We start from the raw sequence: 22,793 nt of genomic DNA, 5'->3' as shown, positions 1-22,793 counted from the left end.
TGCGACGGATGGAATGGCGCAGCCGAATTTCTTCAAGAGTCCTCCTTCGTCATCGCTGGCTGAGATTGCCGCGCTGACGAAGGCGCAACTGGTCGACCCCGAAAGGGGCGCGCATCAGATCAGGGGGCTGGCCTCGCTCGACGAGGCCGGTCCGATGCATCTTGCGTTCTTCGACAATCTCAAATACGCCGACCAGCTTGCGGCGACCAAGGCCGGTGCCTGCCTGGTCAGCCCGCGCTTCGAGGCGCAGGTGCCGAAGGGCACCGCCGTGCTGCGCGCCGCAAAGCCGTTCCAGGTGTTCGTCGAGCTTGCCCGCGAATGGCACGCCGATGCGCTTCGGCCGCAATCCTGGTTCGATACCGAGGGCATCGCCCCGTCGGCGATCATCGATCCCACCGCGCGCCTCGAGGACGGTGTCATCGTCGATCCGCTGGTCGTGATCGGGCCGCGGGTCGAGATCGGCTCGGGCACCATCATCGGTGCCGGCGCGGTGATCGGCGCCGACGTCAAGATTGGCCGCGACTGCAATGTCGGCGCCAAGACCACCATTCAGTTCGCCCTGATCGGCAACAACGTGCTGATCCATCCCGGCTGCAACATCGGCCAGGACGGCTACGGCTTCATCTTCTTCGGCCCGGCAGGGCACGTGAAGGTGCCGCAGACCGGCCGCGTGGTGATCCAGAACAATGTCGAGGTCGGCGCTGCCTCGACTATCGACCGCGGTTCCCTGCGCGACACCGTGATCGGCGAGGGCACCAAAATCGACAATCAGGTCCAGATCGGCCACAATGTCACCATCGGCCGGCACTGCCTGCTTGCGGCCCAGATCGGGCTCGCCGGCAGTCTGACGATCGGCGACAATGTCGCGCTCGGCGCCAAGGTGGGCATCAACAACCACCTCAAGATCGGCGACGGCGCCCAGGTGACGGCGATGAGTGCGGTCAAGGATGACATCCCGGCCAACGGCCGCTGGGGCGGGCATTTCGCCAAGCCGACCAAGCAGTGGTTCAGGGAAATTATCGCAGTGGAGCGCCTGGTGCGCGACAACGAAGCCAAAGGCAAGGAACAGGAGTGATGGAGGAGGCACCGGTCAAATTCGAGCTGGTGGATATCAACGATATCCTGAAGACGCTCCCGCATCGCTTTCCGATGTTGCTGATCGACCGCGTGATCAAGATCCGCACCGACTACAGCGGCATCGGCATCAAGAACGTCACCTTCAACGAGCCGCCGTTCCAGGGGCATTTCCCGGAGCGGCCGGTGTATCCCGGCGTCATGATGATCGAGGCAATGGCGCAGACCGCCGGCGTGATCGGCATCAAGTCGGTCGAGGGCACCGAGAAGCCGCGCGCGGTGTATTTCCTCACCATCGACAAGTGCAAGTTCAGGAAGCCGGTGATGCCGGGCGACACCATCGAGTACCACATGCGCTCGCTCGGCCGCCGCAAGACGATGTGGTGGTTTCACGGTGACGCCATGGTCAACGGTCAGGTGGTCGCCGAGGCCGATGTTGGCGCGATGCTGACGGACTGAACTTCAGGTCGCCGCCGTCACGACGTCCTGCAAGCATACCGGCCGTCCGCGCCGGCGATCCGCAGGACGCGGTTGAGGAAGACGCCCATCGATGGTGCGATCATCAGCGCGTCGTAGGTTTCGGCATGCACGCCGCAATAGTGCTGGTACTTGCCCCTGACGGCGACCAGCAGTGTCCGCTCGCCGGCGCTGTAGCAGACCCGCTGGACGATCGTGCTGCGATTGATGTCGCGGCAGTCGAAGCGCGAGAGATCGACGGTCGTGCTGTTGCCGAGGTCGACGGTCTCCGGGCCGATCGGCGCAGAGAACAGGCTGAGGATCAGCGCGGCGGCCCGGACCATGGCTCGATTGCGACCTTCTCGTTTGCAACAGGCCGTCATGATACGTCACTGGACAGGGCGGTCAAAGTCGCGCTAACGACCGCCCAAATCGACACCATAGCGCCTTGGCGCCATTAACGAATTCCGGATCGAAACTTCATGAGCATGATCGACCCCACTGCGCGGATTGCGGATGGCGCTGTGATCGGGGCCGGCACCGAGATCGGTCCGTACTGCATCATCGGCCCCAATGTCGTGCTCGGAGAGAACTGCAAGCTGATCGCGCATGTCACCGTGAGTGGGCACACGAAGATTGGCGCCGGCTGCGTCATCTCGCCGTTTGCCGCGCTCGGCGGGCCGCCGCAGGATCTCAGCTATCGCGGCGAGCCGACCCGTCTCGAAGTCGGCGAAGCCTGCACGATCCGCGAGGGCGTGACGATGAACGTCGGCACGGTCAAGGGCGGCGGGCTCACCCGCGTCGGCGATCGCGGCTTCTTCATGAACAACAGCCATGTCGGCCATGACTGCATGGTCGGCAATGGCGTGATCTTCGCGACGTCGGCGACGCTCGGCGGCCACTGCGAAATCGGCGACTTCGTCTATATCGGCGGCCTCTCGGCGGTGCACCAGTTCACCCGGGTCGGCTCGCAGGTGATGATCGGCGGCGTCTGCGGCGTGCGCGGCGACATCATCCCGTTCGGACTCGCCAACGGCCAGTACGCGGTTCTCGAAGGCCTCAACATCATCGGCATGCGACGACGCCAGTTCACCAAGGCGCGGCTCGCGACCGTGCGTGCGTTCTATCAGAAGCTGTTCCACGGCCCCGGCATCTTCGCCGAGCGGCTGGCGTCGGTGCAGCCGCTGGCGAGCGAGGATCCCGCGATCGCGGAGATCCTCACCTTCATCGAGGGTGGCAAGCTGCGGCCGCTCTGTCTTCCCGCCGACACCAATTGAGCATGGGATGGCCGCCAGCATGACGTCAGCGGCTCCCTCGCTTTCCTCGCCGGTCGGCGTGATCGCCGGCGGCGGTGCCATGCCGTTCGCGGTCGCCGATCAGCTCGTCGCGCGCGGCATCACGCCGGTGCTGTTCGCGCTGCGCGGCGCCTGCGACCCGGCGCGCTTGCAGAAGTTTCGCCACCGCTGGATCTCGGTCGGCCAGCTCGGGCGGGCGACCCGGTTGTTTCGCGATGAAGGCTGCCGCGACCTGATCTTCATCGGCACCCTGGTGCGTCCGGCGCTGTCGGAGATCCGGCTCGACTGGGGCACGCTGCGCCTGCTTGGCCACGTCGTGCGCGCGTTTCGCGGCGGCGACGATCATCTGCTGTCGAGTGTCGGCCGCATCCTCGAGCAGCAGGGCTTTCGCATGGTCGGGATCAAGGATGTCGCGCCGGATCTCCTGATGCCGGAAGGCGCCGTGACGCGCGCGACGCCGGACAGCGCAGCGCTCGCCGATATCGCGCGCGGCCGCGGCGTGCTCGATGCGCTCGGACCGTTCGACATCGGCCAGGCGGCCGTGGTGATCGACGGCCACGTGGTTGCGGTGGAGGACATCGAGGGCACCGACGGGCTGCTCGCGCGCGTGGCGCGGCTGCGCGCCGAGGGACGGATCCGCGCCAAGGCCGGCCGCGGCGTGCTGGTGAAGGCGCCGAAGAGCAAGCAGGATCTGCGTTTCGATCTGCCGACCATCGGTCCGCGAACGGTCGAGGGCGCGGCGGCGGCGGGGATCGCCGGGATTGCCGTGATCGCCGGCAATACGCTCGCCGCCGAGCCGCAGGCCCTGATCGAGGCCGCCGACGCCAAAGGGTTGTTCGTCATCGGGTTGGCGGGCTGATGCAGGCGCGCAATCCCAGCACCGGCCGCAGGATCTTCCTTATCGCGACCGAGGAGTCCGGTGACCGCCTCGGCGCGGCGCTGATGCAGGTGCTGCGCCAGCGCCTCGGCGATACCGTGCAATTTGCCGGCGTCGGCGGCCGGCAGATGACGAGTGAGGGCATCGCGCCGCTGTTTCCGATCGAGGAGCTCTCGATCATGGGCTTTGCCGCCGTCGTCAAGCAATTGCCGAAGATCCTGCAATTGATCCGCCGCACCGCCGATGCAGTGCTTGCCGATGCACCGGACATGCTGGTCATCATCGACAGCCCCGACTTTACCCATCGCGTCGCCCGCCGGGTCCGTGCACGCAATCCGGACATTCCGATCGTCGATTACGTGTCGCCGTCGGTCTGGGCCTGGCGGCCGGGCAGGGCGCGCGCGATGCGAAGCTATGTCGATCACGTGTTGGCGCTGCTGCCGTTCGAGCCCGAGGAGTATCGCAAGCTGCAGGGACCGCCATGCAGCTATGTCGGCCATCCCCTGACCGAGCAACTCGCCTCGCTGCGGCCGAACGAGGAGGAGCAGAAGCGGCGCGACGCGCAGCCGCCGGTCCTGCTGGTTCTGCCCGGAAGCCGGCGCAGCGAGATCAGGCATCACCTGGCGCTGTTCGGCGCCGCGCTCGGCCAGCTCAGCCAGCAAATCCAGTTCGAGCTCGTGCTTCCCACCATGCCGCATCTCGAGGCGATGGTGCGCGAAGGCGTCGCCTCGTGGCCGGTGGCGCCGCGGCTCGCGATCGGCGAGGCCGAGAAGCGCGCCGCATTTCGCGTCGCCCGCGCCGCGCTCGCGAAGTCGGGCACGGTGACGCTGGAGCTCGCGCTGTCTGGGATTCCGATGGTGACGGCCTATCGCGTCGGCGCCGCCGAGGCGTTCATCCTGCGCCGTGCGATCCGGGTGTCGTCGGTGATCCTCGCCAACCTCGTGATCGGCAGCGATATCATCCCCGAGTTCCTGCAGGAGAACTGCACGCCAGACAAGCTCGCGCATGCGCTGGTCGACGTGATCAAGGATTCGCCCGAGCGTCTGCGGCAGCTCGTCGCGTTCGCGACGATGGACGGCAAGATGTCGACCGGCGACCAGCCGCCGAGCGTCCGCGCCGCCGACATCGTGCTGGCGGAACTGGGCCGGCGTTCCAGCTAGCAATCGATCAAGTCTTGGTTCGGCGGCGACATCCGGCCGCAACGGTTCCGCTTGCCTCGGATATTTAGACTGCGCTAATATTAGCGCAGTCTAATATTTATGCGGAGCCCCCATGAAGATCGATCCTGTCGCCTATGTCGGAGCCGTGGTTCGCGAAGTCGCCGTCCGGGAGCGCGATGGCAAGCCGGCGCGGGCGGTGATTGCCACGCGCAGCTACGATACCGACATCGCCGATCTCTGGGACGCACTGACCAATCCCGAGCGCATTCCGCGCTGGTTTCTGCCGATCTCGGGCGATCTGAAGTTCGGCGGCCGCTATCAGTTCCAGGGCCAGGCCGGCGGCGAAATCACGACGTGTGAGCCGCCGTGCCGGCTTGCCGTGACCTGGGAGGCCATGGGCACCGTCAGCTGGCTCACCGTCACCCTGGCTGACGACAGCGCCGGCGGCACGCGCCTGGAACTCGAACATCTCTCGCTGATCGAGGGCGACTTCTGGGATCGCTACGGACCGGGTGCGGTCGGCGTCGGCTGGGACCTCGCCTTGATCGGGCTCGCGCTCTACATCGCCGCGGGTCCCGGTGCGCAGTTTGATCGTGCCGCCGCGGAGGCGTGGCCCGGCTCCGAGGACGGCAGGGAGTTCATCCGCCGCAGCAGCGCCGACTGGTGCAGGGCCTCGATCAAGGCGGGCACGGACGAGGCCGCCGCGCGCCGGGCCGAGGCCAACACGGCGGCGTTCTATTGCGGCGAGCCCGAGCCGGGTGGAGGCTAGCAACCGTGCACGCCTTCGACGTCCTCGGCGATCCCGTCCGCCGGCGCATCCTGGAGCTGCTGGCGACCGGCGAGCACAGTTCGGGCGACGTCGTCGCCGTCGTGCAGCGCGAATTCGGCATCACCCAGTCGGCGGTCTCGCAGCAGCTGCGGATCCTGCGCGATGCCGGTTTCGCATCGGTGCGCGCCGACGGCACCCGCCGCATCTATGCCGTGGAGCCGCGGCGGCTGCGCGAGGTCGACGACTGGCTCGACCGCTTCAGGGCGTTCTGGCTGCCGCGCCTCGATGCACTCGCGACCGAAGTCGCGCGCGGCAAACGAAAACGGCGCCATCGGGAATGATGGCGCCGTCTCGGACAGTCTTTCGAACGAAGCTTACTTGCGCTTGTCGATCGTCACATAGTCGCGGCGCGCCACGCCGGTGTAGAGCTGGCGCGGACGGCCGATCTTCTGCTGCGGATCCTCGATCATCTCGCTCCACTGGCTGATCCAGCCGACGGTGCGTGCGACCGCGAACAGCACGGTGAACATCGAGGTCGGGAAGCCCATCGCCTTCAGCGTGATGCCCGAATAGAAGTCGACGTTCGGGTAGAGCTTGCGGTCGATGAAGTAGGGATCGCTGAGCGCGATCTTCTCGAGCTCGAGCGCAACCTTCAGCATCGGGTCATCGCCATGCCCGGTCTCGGCCAGCACCGCGTGACACATCTTCTGCATGATCTTGGCGCGCGGATCATAGTTCTTGTAGACGCGATGACCGAAGCCCATCAGGCGGACTTCGCTGTTCTTGTCCTTCACCTTGGCGATGAATTCGGGAATCTTGTCGACTGTTCCGATCGACGACAGCATGGCGAGCGCCGCTTCGTTGGCGCCGCCGTGGGCCGGGCCCCACAGGCAGGCGATGCCGGCCGCGATGCAGGCGAACGGGTTGGCGCCGGAGGAGCCGGCGATACGGACCGTCGAGGTCGACGCATTCTGCTCGTGATCGGCATGCAGGATGAAGATCTTGTCGAGCGCGTCGGCGAGCACCGGATTGATCTTGTAGTCCTCGCATGGCACCGCGAAGCACATCTGCAGGAAGTTCTCGGCGAAGGAGAGCGAGTTCTTCGGATACACGAAGGGCTGGCCGATGGTGTATTTGTAGGCCATCGCCGCCAGCGTCGGCACCTTCGCGATCATCCGCATGGAGGCGATCATGCGCTGCTTCGGATCGTTGATGTCGGTGGAGTCGTGGTAGAACGCGGCGAGCGCGCCGACGGCCGCCACCATGATCGCCATCGGATGCGCGTCGCGGCGGAAGCCCTGGAAGAAGCGGGCCATCTGCTCATGCACCATCGTGTGATGGATCACGCGGTGGTCGAAGTCCTTCTTCTGCGCCGGGGTCGGAAGCTCCCCGTAGAGCAGCAGGTAGCAGGTCTCGAGGAAGTCGCCATGCTCGGCGAGCTGCTCGATCGGATAGCCGCGGTATTCGAGGATACCGGCGTCGCCGTCGATGTAGGTGATCTTCGACTGGCAGCTGCCAGTCGAGGTGAAGCCGGGGTCGTAGGTGAACACCCCAGCCTGGCCGTAGAGCTTGCCGATGTCGATGACATCAGGCCCAACCGTGCCGCTCAGGATCGGGAAATCGTAGTTCTTGTTGCCAATGGTGAGTGTGGCTGTCTTGCTGGATTTTGCGTCCATCGTGATATCCCCGATGAATTCGTTGCGAAAACCGACCTTGCCCAGTCGCTAAATTGCGGCCCATGGCGGGGCGGAACGGCTTGTGGAGAAAGCGTCCGGGGATGGGTAGCTCATTGCAATGTGCGCTGCAAGATGGACCCTGGAGGGGGTCCATGCAGGATCACACCGCCTGATCGGCGAGGCGGGCCAGACACTCCTGGCGTCCCAGCACAGCCAGCACGTCGAAGATGCCCGGCGACGTCGTGCGTCCGGTCAGTGCCACCCGCAGCGGCTGGGCCACGGCGCCGAGCTTCAGATTGTTCTGCTCGGCGAAATTCCGCATCGCGGTTTCCGTGGTCTCCGCCGTCCAGTCATTCACCGCTTCCAGCGCGGTGCGCAGGCGGCCGATCAATGCGCGCGTTTCCGGCGTCAGTAGCGCCACGGCTTTCGGATCGAGCTCAAGCGGCCGATCGGCGAAAATGAAGTAGGCGCCCGCGATCAGTTCGAGCAGTGTCTTGGCGCGCTCCTTCAGGCTCGGCATCGCCCGCAGCAATTGCGCGCGGGTGCTGTCGTTGAGCTTGGCCTTCAGCGCGGCACCATCGGGAACATAGTCCAGCACGCTCTCGAACTGGGTCACGAGGGATTGATCGTCGCTCTGCCGGATATAGTGACCGTTGAGGCTCTCCAGCTTGGCGAAATCGAACCGCGCCGCCGAGCGGCCGATGCCCGGGAGATCGAACGCGTCGATCATCTCCTGGGTCGAGAAGATCTCCTGGTCGCCGTGGCTCCAGCCGAGCCGGACCAGGTAGTTGCGCAGGGCGGCCGGCAGATAGCCGAGCGCGCGATAGGCATCGACGCCGAGCGCGCCATGACGCTTCGACAGTTTCGAGCCGTCGGGACCATGGATCAGCGGAATGTGGGACATGCTCGGCAGCTCCCACTCCAGCGCGTCGTAGATCTGCTTCTGGCGCGCCGCGTTGATCAAATGGTCGTCGCCGCGGATGATATGGGTGACGCCCATGTCGTGGTCGTCGACCACGACGGCGAGCATGTAGGTCGGGGTGCCGTCGCCGCGCAGCAGGACGAGGTCGTCGAGGTTCTCGTTCTGCCAGACCACGCGGCCCTGGACCTGGTCCTCGATCACGGTCTCGCCGGTCTGCGGCGCTCTCAGGCGGATGGTCGGCTTGACGTCCGAGGGTGCAGTGGCCGGATCGCGGTCGCGCCACATGCCGTCATAGAGGCGGGTGCGGCCCTCGGCGCGCGCCTTCTCGCGCATCGCGGTCAGCTCCTCGGGCGTGGCGTAGCAGTAATAGGCCCGGCCGGCGGCGAGCAGGCCCTCGGCGACCTCGCGATGGCGGGCGGCGCGGCTGAACTGGTAGATGACGTCGCCGTCCCAATCGAGCTCGAGCCATTTCAGGCCGTCCAGGATGGCGTCGATCGCCTCCTTGGTGGAGCGTTCGCGGTCGGTGTCCTCGATCCGGAGCAGCATCTTGCCGCCGAGCTTCCTGGCATAGAGCCAGTTGAACAGCGCGGTGCGGGCACCTCCGATATGGAGGAAGCCGGTCGGTGAGGGGGCGAAGCGGGTAACGACGGGATTGGTCATGATCAAGCGAGGCGTATGCTGGAACGGGCGGTGGTGTATAGCAGGAACCGGACATAACTAAAGCCTCGGTTGACCTTTTGCCCGCCTAACCAGACCTGAAACCGGGCCCGAAACCAGGCTTGGCCAGACGGCACGAATTTGGCAGAAGGTTGAGCCTAATCCTCCAGGGAACCCTTTGATGACGACTGACACGACGGCAGAGGCAGGGCGCGACTTCATCCGCGACATCGTCCAGGCCGATCTCTCCTCCCACAAGCACAACCGGATCGTGACCCGCTTCCCGCCGGAGCCGAACGGCTACCTGCATATCGGTCACGCCAAGTCGATCGCGCTGAATTTCGGCATTGCGCAGGAGTTCGGCGGCCAGTGCAATTTGCGCTTCGACGACACCAATCCGACCAAGGAAGAGCAGGAGTACATCGACTCGATCCAGGCCGACGTCCATTGGCTCGGCTACGATTGGGGCAAGAATCTCTTCTACGCGTCCGACTATTTCGAGCGCCTGTACGATTGGGCCGAGGGCCTGATCAAGGCGGGCTATGCCTATGTCGACGACCAGTCGCAGGAGGAGATCCGGACGTCCCGCGGCACGCTGACCGAGCCCGGCAAGAACTCGCCGTTCCGCGATCGTTCGGTCGAGGAGAATCTCGACCTGTTCCGCCGTATGAAGGCCGGCGAGTTTCCGAACGGCGCCCGCGTGCTGCGCGCCAAGATCGACATGGCGGCCGGCAACATCAATTTGCGCGACCCCGTGCTGTACCGCATCCTGCACGCTCACCATCCGCGCACCGGCGACAAGTGGTCGATCTATCCGAGCTACGACTACGCGCACGGCCAGTCGGACGCGATCGAGGGCATCACCCATTCGATCTGCACGCTGGAGTTCGAGGATCACCGCCCGCTCTATGAGTGGCTGCTCGACAAGCTGCCGGTGCCCTCGAAGCCGCGCCAGTACGAAATGGCGCGGCTGAACCTGACCTACACGCTGTTGTCCAAGCGCGTGCTGACGCAGCTCGTCCGTGATGGGCATGTCTCGGGCTGGGACGATCCGCGCATGCCGACCGTCGCCGGCCTGAAGCGGCGCGGCGTGCCGCCGGCCGCGGTCCGCGAATTCATCAAGCGCATCGGCGTCGCCAAGGCCAACAGCGTGGTCGATGTCGGCATGCTGGAATTCTGCATCCGCGAGGAGCTGAATCGCACATCGCAGCGCCGCATGGCGGTGCTGCGGCCGCTCAAGGTCGTGATCGAGAACTATCCGGAAGGCCAGGTCGAGGAGATCGAGGCGATCAACCACCCCGACAATCCGGAGGCCGGCACCCGCAAGATCGCTTTCGGCCGCGAGCTCTACATCGAGCGCGACGACTTCATGGAGAACCCGCCGAAGAAATTCTTCCGCCTCTCGCCCGGCAACGAGGTGCGGCTGCGCTATGCCTATTTCATCAAGTGCACGGGCGTGATCAAGAACGACGCCGGCGAGATCACGGAGCTGCGCGCGACCTACGATCCCCTGACCAAGGGCGGCAACGCGCCCGACGGCCGCAAGGTGAAGGCGACGATGCACTGGCTGCCCGCAGCGCAGTCGAAGCCGGCGGAGATCCGGATTTACAATCAGCTGTTCGCCAACCCGAGCCCGAACGCCGCCGATTTTGCCGCCGACCTCAACCCGCAGTCGCTGGAAGTGCTCAGCGATGCGCGGGTCGAGCCTGCAATCGCCGAGAGCAATTCGCCCGATCCGATGCAGTTCGAACGGCAGGGCTATTTCGTCCGCGATGCGGATTCGACGTCCGACAAGCTGGTGTTCAACCGCACTATCGGTCTGCGCGACACCTTCGCCAAGGAAGTCGGCGGCAAAGGCCAGAGCTGAGACGGACGCCAGGAGGGAGGCGATCGATGCCTGAGGAAGCCGACGATATCGTCTCCGCGATCATTGCAAAATGGTCGGCGGGTTTCAGCAGGCTCGATGCCGATGCGCTCTCCGCGCTCTACTCGAAGAGCGCGTTCTTCTTCGGCTCGAACCCGACGCTGTATCGCGGCCGCGACGGCGTCAAAGCTTACGCCGAAGGCCTGCCGCGCTGGCACGCGCCCCGCGTTCAGTTCAGTGAAATCAGGACCGCGCGGGTGAATGCCGATCTCGTCAACATGGCGGGCATTGCGTCCTTTTTTCTCGACGGCGATGCGCCCGCGCTCGTCGTCAAGATCACCTGGGTGATCGCGCGCGAGGACGGCGACTGGAAGATTGCCTGTCACCACGTTTCGTCGCAGACGCCGCTGATCTAGGCGCTCGCCGGCGTCCGGTGATCCCCGGAGGTCACAGCCTTCGGTTGCGTGTTTCGGTTCCGTTCCGCTAGTCGGGTGGCTGCGGCATCCGCTAGCCTGCTTTCCGGCAGGGATCGCAAGCGGAATGGCGGAGCAGGGTACGACGCCGGGCGGCAAACGCGGCTACGCGGGGACGTGGCCGCCGCGTGCCGCCGTTCCTGCCGGCGGCTATCTCCCGGTGCGCGCCAGCCTCTGGCGGCCTTTCGTCGAGACACTGCGGCAATGGGTGCGCGCGGAGGCGGGCGCCGGTCGGCTGTTGCCGTGGGTGCCGGTGGCATTCGGCACCGGCATCGCATTCTATTTCGCGGCCGAGCACGAACCGGTGCTGTCGGTCGCGGCGGCAATCGCCATGGTGCTCTGCCTGCTGGCACTGCTGCTGCGGCGGCACAGGGTATTTCCCGCCATCGTGATGCTGGCTGCGGTTGCCGCGGGCTTTGCGACCGCGACCTGGAAGACGGCGCGGATCGCCCATGGCGTGCTGGCGCGCCCGATGTTCTCTGTGGCGCTGACCGGCTTCGTCGAGACGCGCGACGTCAGAGAGAAGACCGATCGCTTCGTGTTGCGGGTGGTCTCGATGGAGAGCCCGCGAGACAATACGAAGCTCGAGCGCGTGCGGCTCTCGGTGAAGAAGGGCACCGCGCCAGAAGTCGGCAGCTTCGTCGAACTGAAGGCGCGGCTGATGCCGCCGCTCGGGCCGCAGCGTCCGGGCTCCTACGATTTCGGCCGCGACCTGTATTTCCAGGGCATCGGCGCCTCCGGCTTCGTGATGGGGGCGGTCAAGACCAGGGAGCCGCCGGCAGCCGGTGGCCTTGCGCTACGCTACGCCGCCTTCATGCAGGGCCTGCGCGATGCCATCGACGCCCGCATCCGGACCACGCTCGACGGCGATCAGCGCGCGATCGCAACGGCGCTGCTCACCGGCCGGCGCGATGCGATCACGACGCCGGTCAACGATGCGATGTTCATCTCGGGGCTCGGCCATGTGCTGTCGATCTCCGGCTACCACATGGCTGTGGTCGCGGGCGTGGTGTTCTTCACGATCCGCGCGCTGCTGGCGCTGTTTCCGGCGCTGACTGCCGGATATCCGATCAAGAAATGGGCGGCAGCAGCCGCGCTGGTTGCCGCGGCGTTCTATCTCCTGCTGTCGGGCGCCGAGGTCGCGACGCAGCGATCGTTCTTCATGACGGCCGTGGTGCTGATCGCGGTGATGGTCGACCGCCGCGCCGTCACCTTCCGCACACTGGCGGTGGCGGCGCTGATCGTGCTCGCGATCGCGCCGGAAGCGCTGGTGCATCCGAGCTTCCAGATGTCGTTTGCCGCAACGCTCGGGCTGGTGGCGATGGTGCAGATCGGGCTGCCGAACCTGCTGGCGTCGCCCGATCATTCGGTGACCGCGCGCCTTGCGCTGTGGGGCGGACGGGAGCTCATGGTGCTGATGTTGGCTTCGCTGGTCGCTGGGCTCGCGACGACGCCCTACGCCGCGTTCCATTTCCATCGCGTGACGCCCTATGGGCTGCTCGCGAACCTTGCGGCGATGCCGGTGGTGTCGGCCGTGGTGATGCCGGCGGGCCTGCTCGGATTGCTTGCGATGCCGTTCGGCTTCGACGGCGTGTTCTGGGCGATCATGGGGTTCGGCATCGACTGGATGATCCTGGTGACGCAATGGGTCGCAGCGCTGCCCGGCGCGGTCGGCCGGATGGCGGCGTTCGGCGTCGGGCCGATGATCCTGGCGAGCGCCGGTCTGATCCTGCTCGGCTTGTTGCGTTCGCCGCTGCGCTGGTCGGGGGCCGCGCTGCTGGTGATCGCCTCGGTCTGGGCGGTTCGGGTGCCGCAGCCGGACGTGCTGGTCTCAGCCGATGGCCGCAATGTCGCCGTGCGCGGCAGCGACGGGCAACTGCATCTGATGCACAGCGCCAAGGATGCCTTTCTCGTGAAGGAATGGCTAGCTGCGGATGCCGATGCGCGGGCGCCCAGCGATGCCTCGCTCGGCGAGGGCGTCTCCTGCGATCCGAGCGGCTGCGTGACGCAAGGGCCCGTCGGCGCCTTCGTCGCGCTGGCGACCCGGCCGGAGGCCCTGGCCGACGATTGCGAGCGCGCGGCGCTGATCGTGACCGCGCGGCCGGCGCCGCGGGGCTGCGCCGCCTCCGTGATCGACGCCGAGCGGCTGCGGCGTCACGGCGCCCTGATGCTGCGGCGGATCCGGGACGGCTATGCCATCGATGCGGTCAAGCCGGGCGGGGTCGACCGGCCGTGGTCGCCGGCAGTTCCCGGCGACGGGGAGGCCGAAACCACGCTGCGCCCGCCCGCCACAACGCCACGGCCCGCCGTCGACGCGACGCCGTCCGAGGCAGATCTGCAAGGTGAGGATTAGCCGGGATCGAGCGAGGTGCCGGAGGGCAGCTCGAACAGGCCGAGATGGTATTCGTCGGAGTCGGGGCCGCCGTCGGGCTTCTTGACGAGGGTGAACACCGCCTCGGGAAACCGCTCCCAGACCTTCAGGTCGTCAGCCGTGACCGTCAGCCAGCCGAACCGGAACATGTAGCGGCCCGGTTCCGTGACGCGTCCAGCCTTTTGCCATGTGACCTTATCGACCACTGCGCCGGTTTCCGTGAGTGCACGTCCTCCGTGCACGATCATGCGGCAAGCCGCCCGCCGACGCAAATCTCCTTGTGCGCCCCGGAACCCGGCGTCCGGGGTCGCTCGAAATCGCTTAGGTCATCCGCCGCCGGATGGTTCATTCCGCGGCGACGATGCGTTCAACCCAAAAACAGCGACGCGAATGCGGAGGGCCGCCGCTCCACAACCTTCGGCTTCTGCTCGACCTGCGGATGCAGCGCCGGCAGTTGCAGCACGCTGACGCGCTGCCCCTCGACGAGCTGGGTCACCAGCACATGGCTGCCGTCGGGGAATTCGACCGCGTCGTGATGGCGATCGGGAACGTCGGGCTCGACTTCGTTGAACACGCCGACGCGGAAGTTCATCGTCTTGGTCCAGATCCAGCGGCTGTCGTAGCGAACGTTCTCGGCGAAAGCGAGCTCGGTGCCCGGCAGCATGCAAACCGCGACGGTCGGATCGTTCTCCGAAGCAAAGCCGCGGGTCGACGTGCCGCGGAAGGTCGTCGTGATCAGCGTCTCTCCGACAATGGCGGGGCGCGATGCCACGGCGTGCAGACTATAGTCACACATCGGATGGCTCCTCATTTCGAGGTAGCGACCCGTGCCTCTCCTTGAGGCATAGGGCCTCTACCAGAGTGGACGATAGCGAACGAGTCTCTGCTCGTTTCTGGGCGATTGTACGACTGGTCCGCGAACGCTCCGATCACAAACACGCGACGCTGCGCGAGAGGTATCGGAGCGCATCGGGCAGGCCGCACGTTACGCTATCCTTCAAGGAACGATCCGATGTGTTGCTCGTTCCTCGCCGCCGCAAGTATTTGCACTCAGTACTTGCGGTAGAGGCCGATCAGCTTGCCCTGGATGCGAACCCGGTTCGGCGGCAGGATGCGCACTTCATAGGCAGTGTTGGCCGGCTCCAGCGCGATCGACGCGCCGCGGCGGCGGAAGCGCTTTAGAGTGGCTTCCTCCTCGTCGATCAGCGCCACCACGATGTCGCCGGTGTTGGCGACGTCGTTGCGCTGGATCAGCGCCATGTCGCCGTCGAGGATGCCGGCGTCGACCATCGAGTCGCCGCGCACTTCCAGCGCATAGTGCTCGCCGGCGCCGAGCATGTCGGGCGGCACGCTGATGGTGTGGCTACGGGTCTGCAGCGCCTCGATCGGCGTACCGGCGGCGATCCGGCCCATCACGGGGACGGCGACCGGACGGTTGCCGTCGTCCTCGGCGACCGGGGGCGTGCTGGTGCGCTTGCCGAGGGTGCCTTCGATGACGCTTGGCGTGAAGCCGCGGCGACCGTTGCCGCCGCCGGCGGAGAGCTCGGGCAGCTTGATGACTTCGATGGCGCGGGCGCGGTTGGGCAGGCGGCGGATGAAGCCGCGCTCCTCCAGGGCGGTGATCAGGCGGTGGATACCGGACTTCGAGCGCAGGTCGAGTGCGTCCTTCATTTCATCGAAGGACGGCGGCACGCCGGCCTCTTTCAGACGTTCATTGATGAAACGCAGAAGTTCGTACTGTTTGCGCGTGAGCATCTCGAGTATTCCCCCCGGTTGATAGCGTCGTTCGATTCCGAGACTCTTCAGTGGGGCCTGCAGGCCGGGCCTGACCTCAGGAGCATGCTGCTTGTTGCAAGCGCTCCCCGGCGGCTTCCCGTTTGTAGACACCAGTACTCGAAACAAATCATGAACGGACACTATATGTTCGATATGTGTTCCGCAACCACTTAATTTCAGGTGAACGTATCAAGCAACGCACCATGAGCGGGCCGCGCAGGCCTCACTCCGGCAGCGTCAGGATCTCGCATTCGCTGCCTTTGGGCGCAGCGGGCGCAAACGGCGGACGCACGAGAAGTGCCCGTGCCGCAGCGAGATTCCCGAGCAGCGACGAGTCCTGCTGCATCACGGGCGTTGCGATCAGCGCGCCGTCTTCGCGCTCTTCGAGACGCGCGCGCAGATAGTCCTCGCGCTGGTCGTTGGCGGCGAGGTCGCGGCCGAGCAGGGCGCTCGCGCGGACATGATGAATCACTTTTCGGCCGCTCAGCGCCCGAATCAACGGCACCAGAAACAGGAAGGCGCAGACGTAGGAGGACACCGGATTGCCGGGCAGGCCGATCACCCGCATCGCTCCCAACCGGCCGTGCATCATCGGCTTGCCGGGCCGCATCGCGATCCGCCAGAACGCCATCTTGACGCCCTCGGCCTCCAGCGACTGCTTGACCAGATCATGGTCGCCGACCGAGGCGCCGCCTGTCGTGATCAGGATGTCGGCACCGCTCTCGCGCGCCCGGCGGATGCCGGCCGTGGTCGCCTCCACGGTGTCGGCGGCAACCCCGAGATCGACGGTCTCGGCGCCTTCCGCCCGCGCCAGCGCCCGCAGCGCGTAGCCGTTGGAATAGACGATCTGGCCGGGACCGGGCCTTGAGCCGGGCATCACCAGCTCGTCGCCGGTCGCCAGCACCGCGACCTTCGGCCGGCGGCGCACCGCGAGCTCCGGATAGTTCATGGCCGCGGCGAGCGACAGGGCACGATCCGACAGCCGGCTGCCGGCGGTGAGCAGCACGTCGCCCTCGCGGAAGTCGACGCCCGCGGCGCGGATGTGCCGTCCGGCGGCAGCCGCCTCGGTTATCGCAATGTGGTCGCCGTCGACCCTGGTGTCCTCCTGGATGATGACGGCGTCGGCGCCGTCGGGGATCACGCCGCCGGTGAAGATCCGCACCGCCTCGCCGGTCCCGACCGTCCGCTCGAACGGCCGGCCGGCGGCGACTTCGCCGATCACCTTGAGCCGGGCCTTCAGATCGGCCGCGTCGGCGGCCCGCACCGCATAGCCGTCCATCGCCGACATCGGCTGCGGCGGCTGGGAGCGGAGTGCTGCGAGGTCACCCGCCAGTGTGCGATGGTAGGCGGCATCGAGCGCGACCATCTCCTGCGGCAGCGGCTCGGCGCCGGCGAGAACGGCGGACAGGGCATCGGCAACCGGCATCAGGGCCACGCTCAGAGCTCCTCAATTCCAGGGTTCATTCCCGGGAGTCAATTCCAAGTGCAGTCAGCGCCCTTGCCACGTCATCCGTCGATGTCACGTGGATGGCATGAAGGCCGCGCGCCCGCGCACCCTCGATATTTGCAGTCAGGTCGTCGAAGAACAGGATCCGCGACGCCGGCACGCCGATGGCTTTTACCACATGATCGTAAGCCTCGGCGTCGGGTTTGCGAAAGCCGATCGTCGAGGACAGGAACACCTTGCGGAAATGGCCGAGCAGCTCGGCATGGGCGACCGAGAAATGCGCGATGTGGGCCGGATTGGTGTTGGAGAACGCGTAGAGCGGCATCCGCTTCGCGGCGGCCGCGAGCAGCGGCGCGATGCCCGGCATCTCGCCGGCGAAGATCGAATTCCAGCCCTCGAGGAATTGCGCGTCGCTGAGGCCGATGCCGAGCGACTGGCGCAGGTTTTCGAAGAACGCCGCGTCGTCGATCCGGCCGATCTCGTGATGCTTGAAGCTGTCGTCGACGACGAAGCGGCTGGCGAGGTCGGCCGGCGCGCAGCCGGCATGCTGCGCCCAGTGCGCCATCACCTTGTCGAGGTCGATGTCGAGCACGACGCGGCCGATATCGAACAGCAGCACGTCCACGGTATCGGGGGAGAGTTGCGAGGTCATTGCATGAAACCGTGTACGAGAATTGCGGGCAGGCGGCAATGTCCCCGATTTGTGCGGCAGGCATGCGACCGGAATGCTGAGGTTGGTCCGAGCTCGGTCCATCTCATGCGGGGGCATCACCCGCGAAAGCGGGTGATCCAGTATTCCAGAGGCAGCGGTGCTTGAGCCGGGCGATGGCAGCGAAGGATGAGGTGGGGCAAGAATCCCTCCACGCGTCGTCCCGGCGAAAGCCGGGACCCATACGCCGCAGCAGATGTTATTGAAGGGACTCGTCGTTCCGACATGGCGTCGCAATTTACATTTGGGGTTATGGGTCCCGGCTTTCGCCGGGACGACGGCGAGTGTGTGTTTTCGCGCGAGCCACATATCCGCATTCTCGCGACAGACGATACTGAACTAAATTTCGGATAAATCGAAATATCGTGCTGCGGGAGGCTTGCGCCGTCAGGCAACTCAGTGGCTGGCGTTACCAGCTTTCGGCATGCCGAGCGCAGACCGCTCACATCCTGGATAGCGCCAGACCGAGATAGGCGATGAGTGCGCCGGTGCTGAGAATAATGACGACGAGCGCCTGCTCAGAACGTGCCTGCAAGGTTTTCCGGGTCACGGCGACGACGCTCCTTCCTCGAAAATCATTCTGTCCAACTCACATCGATGAGGGTCCGTTCCGGTTCCTGCCCGGGAACTTCGATGAAACTGGCCGGCACTTCAGTCCGGAAACGAGCAACGCCGCCCGCATTGAAATACGGCGGGCGGCGTTGGTTCTAGCCCCAGGAGGAATGGCAAAATCCTGACCAGTACGGATACGGACGAAAGCGGACCAGGGTTCACGGTTTTGGCCCCGTACGACTCCGGTCATCCGAAGGAGCGGGGCTATGCGCTGCGAAAGGGTCTAGGATGATGTGACTGAGTTGCTCTGGCCCCGGCGACCCCCTCGCTGGGGTCCTTTCTTTGGAGCGCCGATCTCGATGAGCGCCGGACTGCATCGCCAAGTGGCGCCCGATGCGGTCTCATTGTTCGCGCAGATCGAGTTGCGTCAGGATGCCCTGCCGCAGCGCGAGGCGGACCAGTTCGATGTCCGTGCCAACGCCGAGCTTGTCCTTGATCAGGGAGTGCAGGTTCGCCACCGTCTTGGGGCTGAGATGAAGTGCCTCGGCGATTTCGTCGGTGGTCTTTTCCGCGAGCAGCATGCGTAGCACTTCGAATTCCCGCGCGGTCAGGAGGTCGGCGGCGGCACGTTCGCCGGCGAGGCGGCTGAGCGCAAGCTCGTGGTCGATGTCCGGACTGATCGCGATCTTGCCCGACAGCGCATCCATCACGGCATGCACCAGCGTCTCCGGCGGGCTGGTCTTGGTGACGTAGCCGCTCGCGCCGGCGCGGATCGCCTGCGCCGCAAAGGCCGCGTTCTGGTGCATGGTGAAGACCAGGATCTTTGCGCGCTTGTCCCATTGCTTGAGGCGGCGGATCGCCTCGATGCCGCCGATGCCGGGCATCGACAGGTCCATGATCACGAGGTCGGGCCCGGTCTCCTTGTAGAGGCGGTAGGCCTCGACGCCGTCGGAAGCCTCGGCGACGACACGGAGGCCCGGCTGCTTCTGCAGCATCGCCCGGTAGCCCTCCCGAACCACGGCGTGGTCGTCGACCAGCATGATGGTTCGCGCCGCGTTGCTCATGCCGCGCGTTCCACCGCCGCTGCCGCTGCGCCGGCAGCGAGGGGAACGACAACGCGGAGCGATGCGCCATGGGGCTGCGCGGCCTCGAAGCTCAGCCGCCCGCCCAGCGCCGCGACCCGCTCGCGCATGCCGAGCAGGCCCATGCCGGACTTGGCCTGCAGATCGGCTTGGGGATCGCCGGGCCGGCCATCATCGTCGATAGCGAGCGCGATTTCGCCGTCGCTGCCGGAAGCCGCCTCGCGCATCTCGAGCCGCAGCACCACGCGCGTGGCGCCGGCGTGCTTGGCAGCATTGGTGAGCGCCTCCTGCACGATGCGGTAGAGATTGGCGCTGATGGAAGCGGGAAGGCGCGCGAACGATCCCGATAGGGCGATCTCGAACCGCGGCTGCCCGCGGCTTCGGCCGTTCCAGCCGGCGATCAGGCCCTCCAGGCTCGCGGCGAGACCGAGTTCGTCGACATCGGGCGGGCGCAATCTGAACAGGGCGCCGCGCAACGTCTCCATCATATCGGCCGCGGTTCGCGCGATGCCGTCGCATTCGGCGAGCAGAGGCGGGCAATCCTGGATCGCGGTCAGGCGTGCGGAAGCGGCAAGCGCGCGGATCGCAGCCAATGACTGCCCGAACTCGTCATGCAGTTCGCGCGCGAGATGCCGGCGCTCGTCGTCCTGCACCAGGATCAGCTTTTGCGTCAGCGCGTTGCGGTCGGACAGCGCGGCGGCGAGGCGCTCGGCGAGCTGGTTGAAGACGTCGCCGATCGCCGACAATTCGGCGAGATCGAACGGCGGCAGGCGCGCGGCGAGGTCGCCTGCGGCGATCCGCGCCAGCCCGTTGCGGATCAAAAGCGTCGGACGCAGCGCACGCGCCAGCGCCGCATAAACAAGCGCGCAGAGCAGCGGCAGCGCGATCATGAGCACCGCCATCTGCCGGCCGGCATCGTGCCAGGCCTCGGCGGTCAGCACGGCCGGATCGACCCAGACCACGGCCTCGCCGATCGTATGGCCGCGCGCAACCACCGGGCGCACGGCCTCCCGGCCGGGATCGAACAGACGGCGATAGAGAGCCGCGAAGGCAAGCGGCGGCGCGGCCGTATCGGTTTGCGCGCCGCCGCAGAAGCGCTGGCTGATCTCGCCGCCCTTGCTGCGAAATGCGAGGCACAGGCCGGGCGCCATGACCGAGGCGGCCACGCTGTCGAGATCGGGGAATTCGGCGTGCGGATTGTTCAGCCACTGGATCTTGTTCTGCTGCAGCTCCAGCGTCCTTGCGGCGACCTCGGCAACGGCCGCGATCCTGGCGCGCACTGCGCGGTCGGAGTCGAACAGGAAGTAGCCGGAGATCACGGCAAAGCAGAGTGTGGCAACAGCGGCCACACGCAAGGTCAGCCGCAGCTTCAGATCGCTTCCGGACCAATTCCGCATCGGCGTATCCTCGCAGTCGCAGGCGGCCTTCGTCGCCCGTTGCGGGGCAGGGCCGTGATGCGCATTAAACGGCAGAATGAACGTGTCGAGAAGCGCCGCGGTGGGTGCGGACCGCGGTCGTGAAATTTTCCCGGCACCGGCCGGGAGACGCTCCGCTGCGGTGCCGAGGCGGTTGCCCTAGATCTGCGGTCGACCAGCCCGCACAAGCACCCGAAGGGCCCAGTTCATGCGCCAGTCCCGCCTTGTTTTGCACGCCCTCGCGTTGATCGGCCTCCTGGCCGGACCTTGTCCGGTTCGCGCCGAAGCCGCCGCGCAGGCATCCCCGCTCGGCGTCAGCATCGACGACTTCAGCTATGTCGACACCTCGGGCGAGGTGGTCGATCAGACCGCCGCGCACCAGAAGCGGCTCGATGCATTCATGACCGCGCTGCGCGCCGATGTGGCCGCGGAGCCGCGCTATCGACTGGTCCCGTCGGCGGCACCGGCAGGCGAGGCGCAGATCAAGGTGGTCGGCGGCGTGCAGAAGATGAGTACGCTGATCCAATGGGCCAAGGTCGCGGTCATCGATGTCGGCGCGAGCCGTGTCCTGTACGAAAAGCTCTACACGTTTCGCGGCGACAATGACGAGGCGTGGGACCACGCGCGGATGTTCGTGTCGCGCGAGGTGCGCGCTGCCCTCGCGGCCGCGCTGCCCCCGGCGCAGGCAACGGCCGCGGCGCCGCTCGGGCTTGCGGTATTCGCGTTCGAGCTCGAGGATAACTCCGCGGCGTCAGCGGCCGGTCTTGCCGACTCCGATGCCGCTTATCTCGCCGACGTAACGAAGGGCGTGCGTGACCGGCTCGCGCAGTCGGGCCGCTATCGCCTGGTCGACACCGCCGGCGCGACGGCCGAGCCCGTCAAGGCGCGCGCACTGCGCGACTGCAACGGCTGCGAGGCCGCGATTGCGAAGGAACTCGGTGCCGATCAATCGCTGATCGGCGTGATCAGGCGGGTCAGCCGGACCGAATACACGGTCGGCTTCCAGGTGCGCGACGCCCGCAGCGGCACGGTCGTCTCCCGTGGCGACAGCGGCCTGCGGATGGGCGCCGATTATTCCTGGACCCGCGGCGCGGTCCATCTGGTCGGCGATCGCCTGCTCGAGGGCGGGGCGCAGCGCTAGCCCTGCCGGCGACAGCATTCGGCGAACGGCCGGCGGACTATAGCAAAGCGCGATAGCTGTTAGACACGGCGTCGTCTATCGCCGGGCCTGTGCGTGGGTTATCAACGCCGCCTGATCACCGCACAGGAGCCGCCGATGCGTTTGCCCGCCGTCCTCTTCGCTCTCACGCTCGCCGCGAGCCCCGTGGCGGCCGAGGAGTTGTCGGGCACGCTGCTGAAGATCAAGGAGACCAGGAAGGTCACGCTCGGCTTTCAGGAGGCGTCCGTTCCCTTCAGCTATCTCGACGACAGCCAGCGCCCGATCGGCTTTGCGCTCGATATCTGCATCAGGATCGTCGATGCCGTGAAGAAGGACCTCGGCATGCCCGACATCGCGGTCGATTACCTTCCCGTCACCTCGTCGAACCGTATCCCCCTGATGGTCAACGGCACAATCGACCTGCACTGCTCGGCGACCACCAACAGCGCGGATCGCCAGAAGCAGGTGACCTTCACCAACACGCACTTCCTGAGCGCAACGCGCTTTGCCGCCAAGAAATCGGCCGGCATTAATTCGATCGATGACCTCAAGGGCAAGTCGGTCACCGCCGTTGCCGGCTCGGTGAACCTCACGCAGTTGATCAAGGTCAATACCGACCGCAAGCTCGGCATCAACGTACTCCCGGCCAAGGACCAGGCCGAGGCGTTCCTGATGCTGGAGACCGATCGCGCCCAAGCCTATGCGCTCGATGACGTCCAGCTGGCGGTCGCGATTGCGCGGTCGAAGGAGCCCGCGCTCTACATGATCAGCGATGAGGCCTTCTCGAAGGCGGAGCCGTTCGGCATCATGCTGCGCCGGGAAGACGCGCCGTTCAAGGCGCTCGCCGACCGCGCCACCGCGGAGCTCTACAAGAGCCCCGAGATCGAGGTGATGTACAAGAAGTGGCTGGAGCAGCCGACCCCGCCAAAGGGCATCAACTACAACGTCCCGATGTCGCCGGCGCTGCGGATTGCGTTCAAGAATCCGAGCTCGAGCTACGATCCTGATGTGTATGAAGTTGGAAAGTAGCCACGTAGGGCGCGGCGAAGGCTTCGACCG

Annotated in this window: 22 protein-coding genes; 12 read left to right on the top strand and 10 right to left on the bottom strand. The window is 66.2% G+C overall.

The genetic code is table 11. The features are described from left to right. Positions 1-13: 13 nt before the first annotated feature. Both lpxD and fabZ read left to right on the top strand, forming a co-directional pair. On the top strand, positions 14-1,075 hold the full coding sequence (lpxD, locus tag CK489_RS29605; protein ID WP_095734836.1) for a UDP-3-O-(3-hydroxymyristoyl)glucosamine N-acyltransferase: 1,062 nt from the start codon (positions 14-16) through the stop codon (positions 1,073-1,075). After that, positions 1,075-1,533 carry a 3-hydroxyacyl-ACP dehydratase FabZ gene (gene fabZ, locus CK489_RS29600; protein ID WP_050626388.1) on the top strand — a complete coding sequence of 153 codons (459 nt, stop codon included), beginning with the start codon at positions 1,075-1,077 and terminating at the stop codon, positions 1,531-1,533. Before lpxD ends, fabZ begins: the two co-directional genes overlap by 1 nt. 17 nt (positions 1,534-1,550) lie before the next feature. Here the strand turns inward: fabZ and CK489_RS29595 are convergent, their stop codons facing one another. Further along, a complete protein-coding gene (locus CK489_RS29595) occupies positions 1,551-1,874 on the bottom strand; it encodes a KTSC domain-containing protein (RefSeq protein WP_095734835.1) in 324 nt (107 codons plus the stop codon). A 138-nt stretch (positions 1,875-2,012) separates the two neighbouring features. Between CK489_RS29595 and lpxA the strand changes: the two genes are divergently transcribed. From lpxA to CK489_RS29570, 5 genes are all read left to right on the top strand, one after another. Further along, entirely contained in the window at positions 2,013-2,807 is a 795-nt protein-coding gene (lpxA, locus tag CK489_RS29590; protein WP_095734834.1) for an acyl-ACP--UDP-N-acetylglucosamine O-acyltransferase, read from the top strand. A 19-nt stretch (positions 2,808-2,826) separates the two neighbouring features. Beyond that, complete coding sequence (locus CK489_RS29585) at positions 2,827-3,684, top strand: LpxI family protein (RefSeq protein ID WP_050626529.1); 858 nt, start codon at positions 2,827-2,829, stop codon at positions 3,682-3,684. Then, positions 3,684-4,862 carry a lipid-A-disaccharide synthase gene (gene lpxB, locus CK489_RS29580; protein ID WP_050626391.1) on the top strand — a complete coding sequence of 393 codons (1,179 nt, stop codon included), beginning with the start codon at positions 3,684-3,686 and terminating at the stop codon, positions 4,860-4,862. The genes CK489_RS29585 and lpxB overlap by 1 nt, the downstream gene beginning before the upstream one ends. A 112-nt stretch (positions 4,863-4,974) precedes the next feature. Next, the gene (locus CK489_RS29575; RefSeq protein ID WP_095734833.1) at positions 4,975-5,631 is read left to right on the top strand and encodes an SRPBCC family protein; all 657 of its coding nucleotides are present in this window, start codon (positions 4,975-4,977) and stop codon (positions 5,629-5,631) included. Positions 5,632-5,636: 5 nt separating this feature from the next. After that, on the top strand, positions 5,637-5,972 hold the full coding sequence (locus CK489_RS29570; RefSeq protein ID WP_050626393.1) for an ArsR/SmtB family transcription factor: 336 nt from the start codon (positions 5,637-5,639) through the stop codon (positions 5,970-5,972). 33 nt (positions 5,973-6,005) lie between these two features. Here CK489_RS29570 and gltA read toward each other — a convergent pair whose 3' ends face one another. Then, the gene (gene gltA / locus CK489_RS29565; RefSeq protein WP_050626394.1) at positions 6,006-7,307 is read right to left on the bottom strand and encodes a citrate synthase; all 1,302 of its coding nucleotides are present in this window, start codon (positions 7,305-7,307) and stop codon (positions 6,006-6,008) included. Positions 7,308-7,467: 160 nt separating this feature from the next. Next, a complete protein-coding gene (gene gltX / locus CK489_RS29560; protein ID WP_095734878.1) occupies positions 7,468-8,889 on the bottom strand; it encodes a glutamate--tRNA ligase in 1,422 nt (473 codons plus the stop codon). Positions 8,890-9,067: 178 nt separating this feature from the next. On the opposite strand from gltX, the gene CK489_RS29555 reads away from it, so the two are divergent. The 3 genes from CK489_RS29555 (at position 9,068) to CK489_RS29545 (ending at position 13,576) form a co-directional block, all read left to right on the top strand. Next, a complete protein-coding gene (locus CK489_RS29555) occupies positions 9,068-10,753 on the top strand; it encodes a glutamine--tRNA ligase/YqeY domain fusion protein (protein WP_095734832.1) in 1,686 nt (561 codons plus the stop codon). Between the two features lie 26 nt (positions 10,754-10,779). Then, the gene (locus CK489_RS29550) at positions 10,780-11,166 is read left to right on the top strand and encodes a YybH family protein (protein ID WP_095734831.1); all 387 of its coding nucleotides are present in this window, start codon (positions 10,780-10,782) and stop codon (positions 11,164-11,166) included. A gap of 124 nt (positions 11,167-11,290) precedes the next feature. After that, positions 11,291-13,576 carry a ComEC/Rec2 family competence protein gene (locus tag CK489_RS29545; protein WP_095734830.1) on the top strand — a complete coding sequence of 762 codons (2,286 nt, stop codon included), beginning with the start codon at positions 11,291-11,293 and terminating at the stop codon, positions 13,574-13,576. Here CK489_RS29545 and CK489_RS29540 read toward each other — a convergent pair. From CK489_RS29540 to CK489_RS29510, 7 genes are all read right to left on the bottom strand, one after another. Next, entirely contained in the window at positions 13,573-13,800 is a 228-nt protein-coding gene (locus CK489_RS29540) for a hypothetical protein (protein WP_095734877.1), read from the bottom strand. The genes CK489_RS29545 and CK489_RS29540 overlap by 4 nt on opposite strands. A gap of 161 nt (positions 13,801-13,961) precedes the next feature. After that, positions 13,962-14,390, bottom strand: coding sequence for a hypothetical protein (locus tag CK489_RS29535; protein WP_095734829.1), 429 nt, complete (start codon positions 14,388-14,390; stop codon positions 13,962-13,964). 254 nt (positions 14,391-14,644) lie between these two features. Then, positions 14,645-15,349: a transcriptional repressor LexA gene (gene lexA, locus CK489_RS29530; RefSeq protein ID WP_050626399.1), complete on the bottom strand. Its 705-nt coding sequence runs from the start codon at positions 15,347-15,349 to the stop codon at positions 14,645-14,647. Positions 15,350-15,593: 244 nt separating this feature from the next. Next, positions 15,594-16,805, bottom strand: coding sequence for a molybdopterin molybdotransferase MoeA (locus tag CK489_RS29525; RefSeq protein ID WP_095734828.1), 1,212 nt, complete (start codon positions 16,803-16,805; stop codon positions 15,594-15,596). A 25-nt stretch (positions 16,806-16,830) separates the two neighbouring features. Next, positions 16,831-17,469 (bottom strand): HAD family hydrolase, encoded by a 639-nt coding sequence (locus tag CK489_RS29520; protein WP_095734827.1) that lies wholly within the window; start codon positions 17,467-17,469, stop codon positions 16,831-16,833. 1,010 nt (positions 17,470-18,479) lie between these two features. Beyond that, positions 18,480-19,142 carry a response regulator gene (locus CK489_RS29515; RefSeq protein WP_095734826.1) on the bottom strand — a complete coding sequence of 221 codons (663 nt, stop codon included), beginning with the start codon at positions 19,140-19,142 and terminating at the stop codon, positions 18,480-18,482. Then, a complete protein-coding gene (locus CK489_RS29510) occupies positions 19,139-20,557 on the bottom strand; it encodes a sensor histidine kinase (protein ID WP_095734825.1) in 1,419 nt (472 codons plus the stop codon). Before CK489_RS29510 ends, CK489_RS29515 begins: the two co-directional genes overlap by 4 nt. Before the next feature lie 226 nt (positions 20,558-20,783). Here CK489_RS29510 and CK489_RS29505 point away from each other — a divergent pair, with 226 nt between their 5' ends. Beyond that, the gene (locus CK489_RS29505) at positions 20,784-21,716 is read left to right on the top strand and encodes a DUF3280 domain-containing protein (RefSeq protein WP_095734824.1); all 933 of its coding nucleotides are present in this window, start codon (positions 20,784-20,786) and stop codon (positions 21,714-21,716) included. 135 nt (positions 21,717-21,851) lie between these two features. Beyond that, positions 21,852-22,763, top strand: coding sequence for an amino acid ABC transporter substrate-binding protein (locus CK489_RS29500; RefSeq protein WP_050626531.1), 912 nt, complete (start codon positions 21,852-21,854; stop codon positions 22,761-22,763). The last annotated feature ends 30 nt before the right edge of the window (positions 22,764-22,793 follow it).

The sequence above is a fragment of the Bradyrhizobium sp. UFLA03-84 genome (genome assembly GCF_002289535.1).
GTDB lineage: Bacteria > Pseudomonadota > Alphaproteobacteria > Rhizobiales > Xanthobacteraceae > Bradyrhizobium > Bradyrhizobium viridifuturi.
This window is presented reverse-complemented; position numbering and strand designations above follow the sequence as displayed.

Coding starts and splice junctions, on each gene's coding strand:
- lpxD (WP_095734836.1), top strand. CDS start 14: ATGGCGCAGCCGAATTTCTTCAAGAGTCCTCCTTCGTCATCGCTGGCT.
- fabZ (WP_050626388.1), top strand. CDS start 1,075: ATGGAGGAGGCACCGGTCAAATTCGAGCTGGTGGATATCAACGATATC.
- CK489_RS29595 (WP_095734835.1), bottom strand. CDS start 1,874: ATGGTCCGGGCCGCCGCGCTGATCCTCAGCCTGTTCTCTGCGCCGATC.
- lpxA (WP_095734834.1), top strand. CDS start 2,013: ATGAGCATGATCGACCCCACTGCGCGGATTGCGGATGGCGCTGTGATC.
- CK489_RS29585 (WP_050626529.1), top strand. CDS start 2,827: ATGACGTCAGCGGCTCCCTCGCTTTCCTCGCCGGTCGGCGTGATCGCC.
- lpxB (WP_050626391.1), top strand. CDS start 3,684: ATGCAGGCGCGCAATCCCAGCACCGGCCGCAGGATCTTCCTTATCGCG.
- CK489_RS29575 (WP_095734833.1), top strand. CDS start 4,975: ATGAAGATCGATCCTGTCGCCTATGTCGGAGCCGTGGTTCGCGAAGTC.
- gltA (WP_050626394.1), bottom strand. CDS start 7,307: ATGGACGCAAAATCCAGCAAGACAGCCACACTCACCATTGGCAACAAG.
- gltX (WP_095734878.1), bottom strand. CDS start 8,889: ATGACCAATCCCGTCGTTACCCGCTTCGCCCCCTCACCGACCGGCTTC.
- CK489_RS29555 (WP_095734832.1), top strand. CDS start 9,068: ATGACGACTGACACGACGGCAGAGGCAGGGCGCGACTTCATCCGCGAC.
- CK489_RS29550 (WP_095734831.1), top strand. CDS start 10,780: ATGCCTGAGGAAGCCGACGATATCGTCTCCGCGATCATTGCAAAATGG.
- CK489_RS29545 (WP_095734830.1), top strand. CDS start 11,291: ATGGCGGAGCAGGGTACGACGCCGGGCGGCAAACGCGGCTACGCGGGG.
- CK489_RS29535 (WP_095734829.1), bottom strand. CDS start 14,390: ATGTGTGACTATAGTCTGCACGCCGTGGCATCGCGCCCCGCCATTGTC.
- lexA (WP_050626399.1), bottom strand. CDS start 15,349: ATGCTCACGCGCAAACAGTACGAACTTCTGCGTTTCATCAATGAACGT.
- CK489_RS29520 (WP_095734827.1), bottom strand. CDS start 17,469: ATGACCTCGCAACTCTCCCCCGATACCGTGGACGTGCTGCTGTTCGAT.
- CK489_RS29515 (WP_095734826.1), bottom strand. CDS start 19,142: ATGAGCAACGCGGCGCGAACCATCATGCTGGTCGACGACCACGCCGTG.
- CK489_RS29510 (WP_095734825.1), bottom strand. CDS start 20,557: ATGCGGAATTGGTCCGGAAGCGATCTGAAGCTGCGGCTGACCTTGCGT.
- CK489_RS29505 (WP_095734824.1), top strand. CDS start 20,784: ATGCGCCAGTCCCGCCTTGTTTTGCACGCCCTCGCGTTGATCGGCCTC.
- CK489_RS29500 (WP_050626531.1), top strand. CDS start 21,852: ATGCGTTTGCCCGCCGTCCTCTTCGCTCTCACGCTCGCCGCGAGCCCC.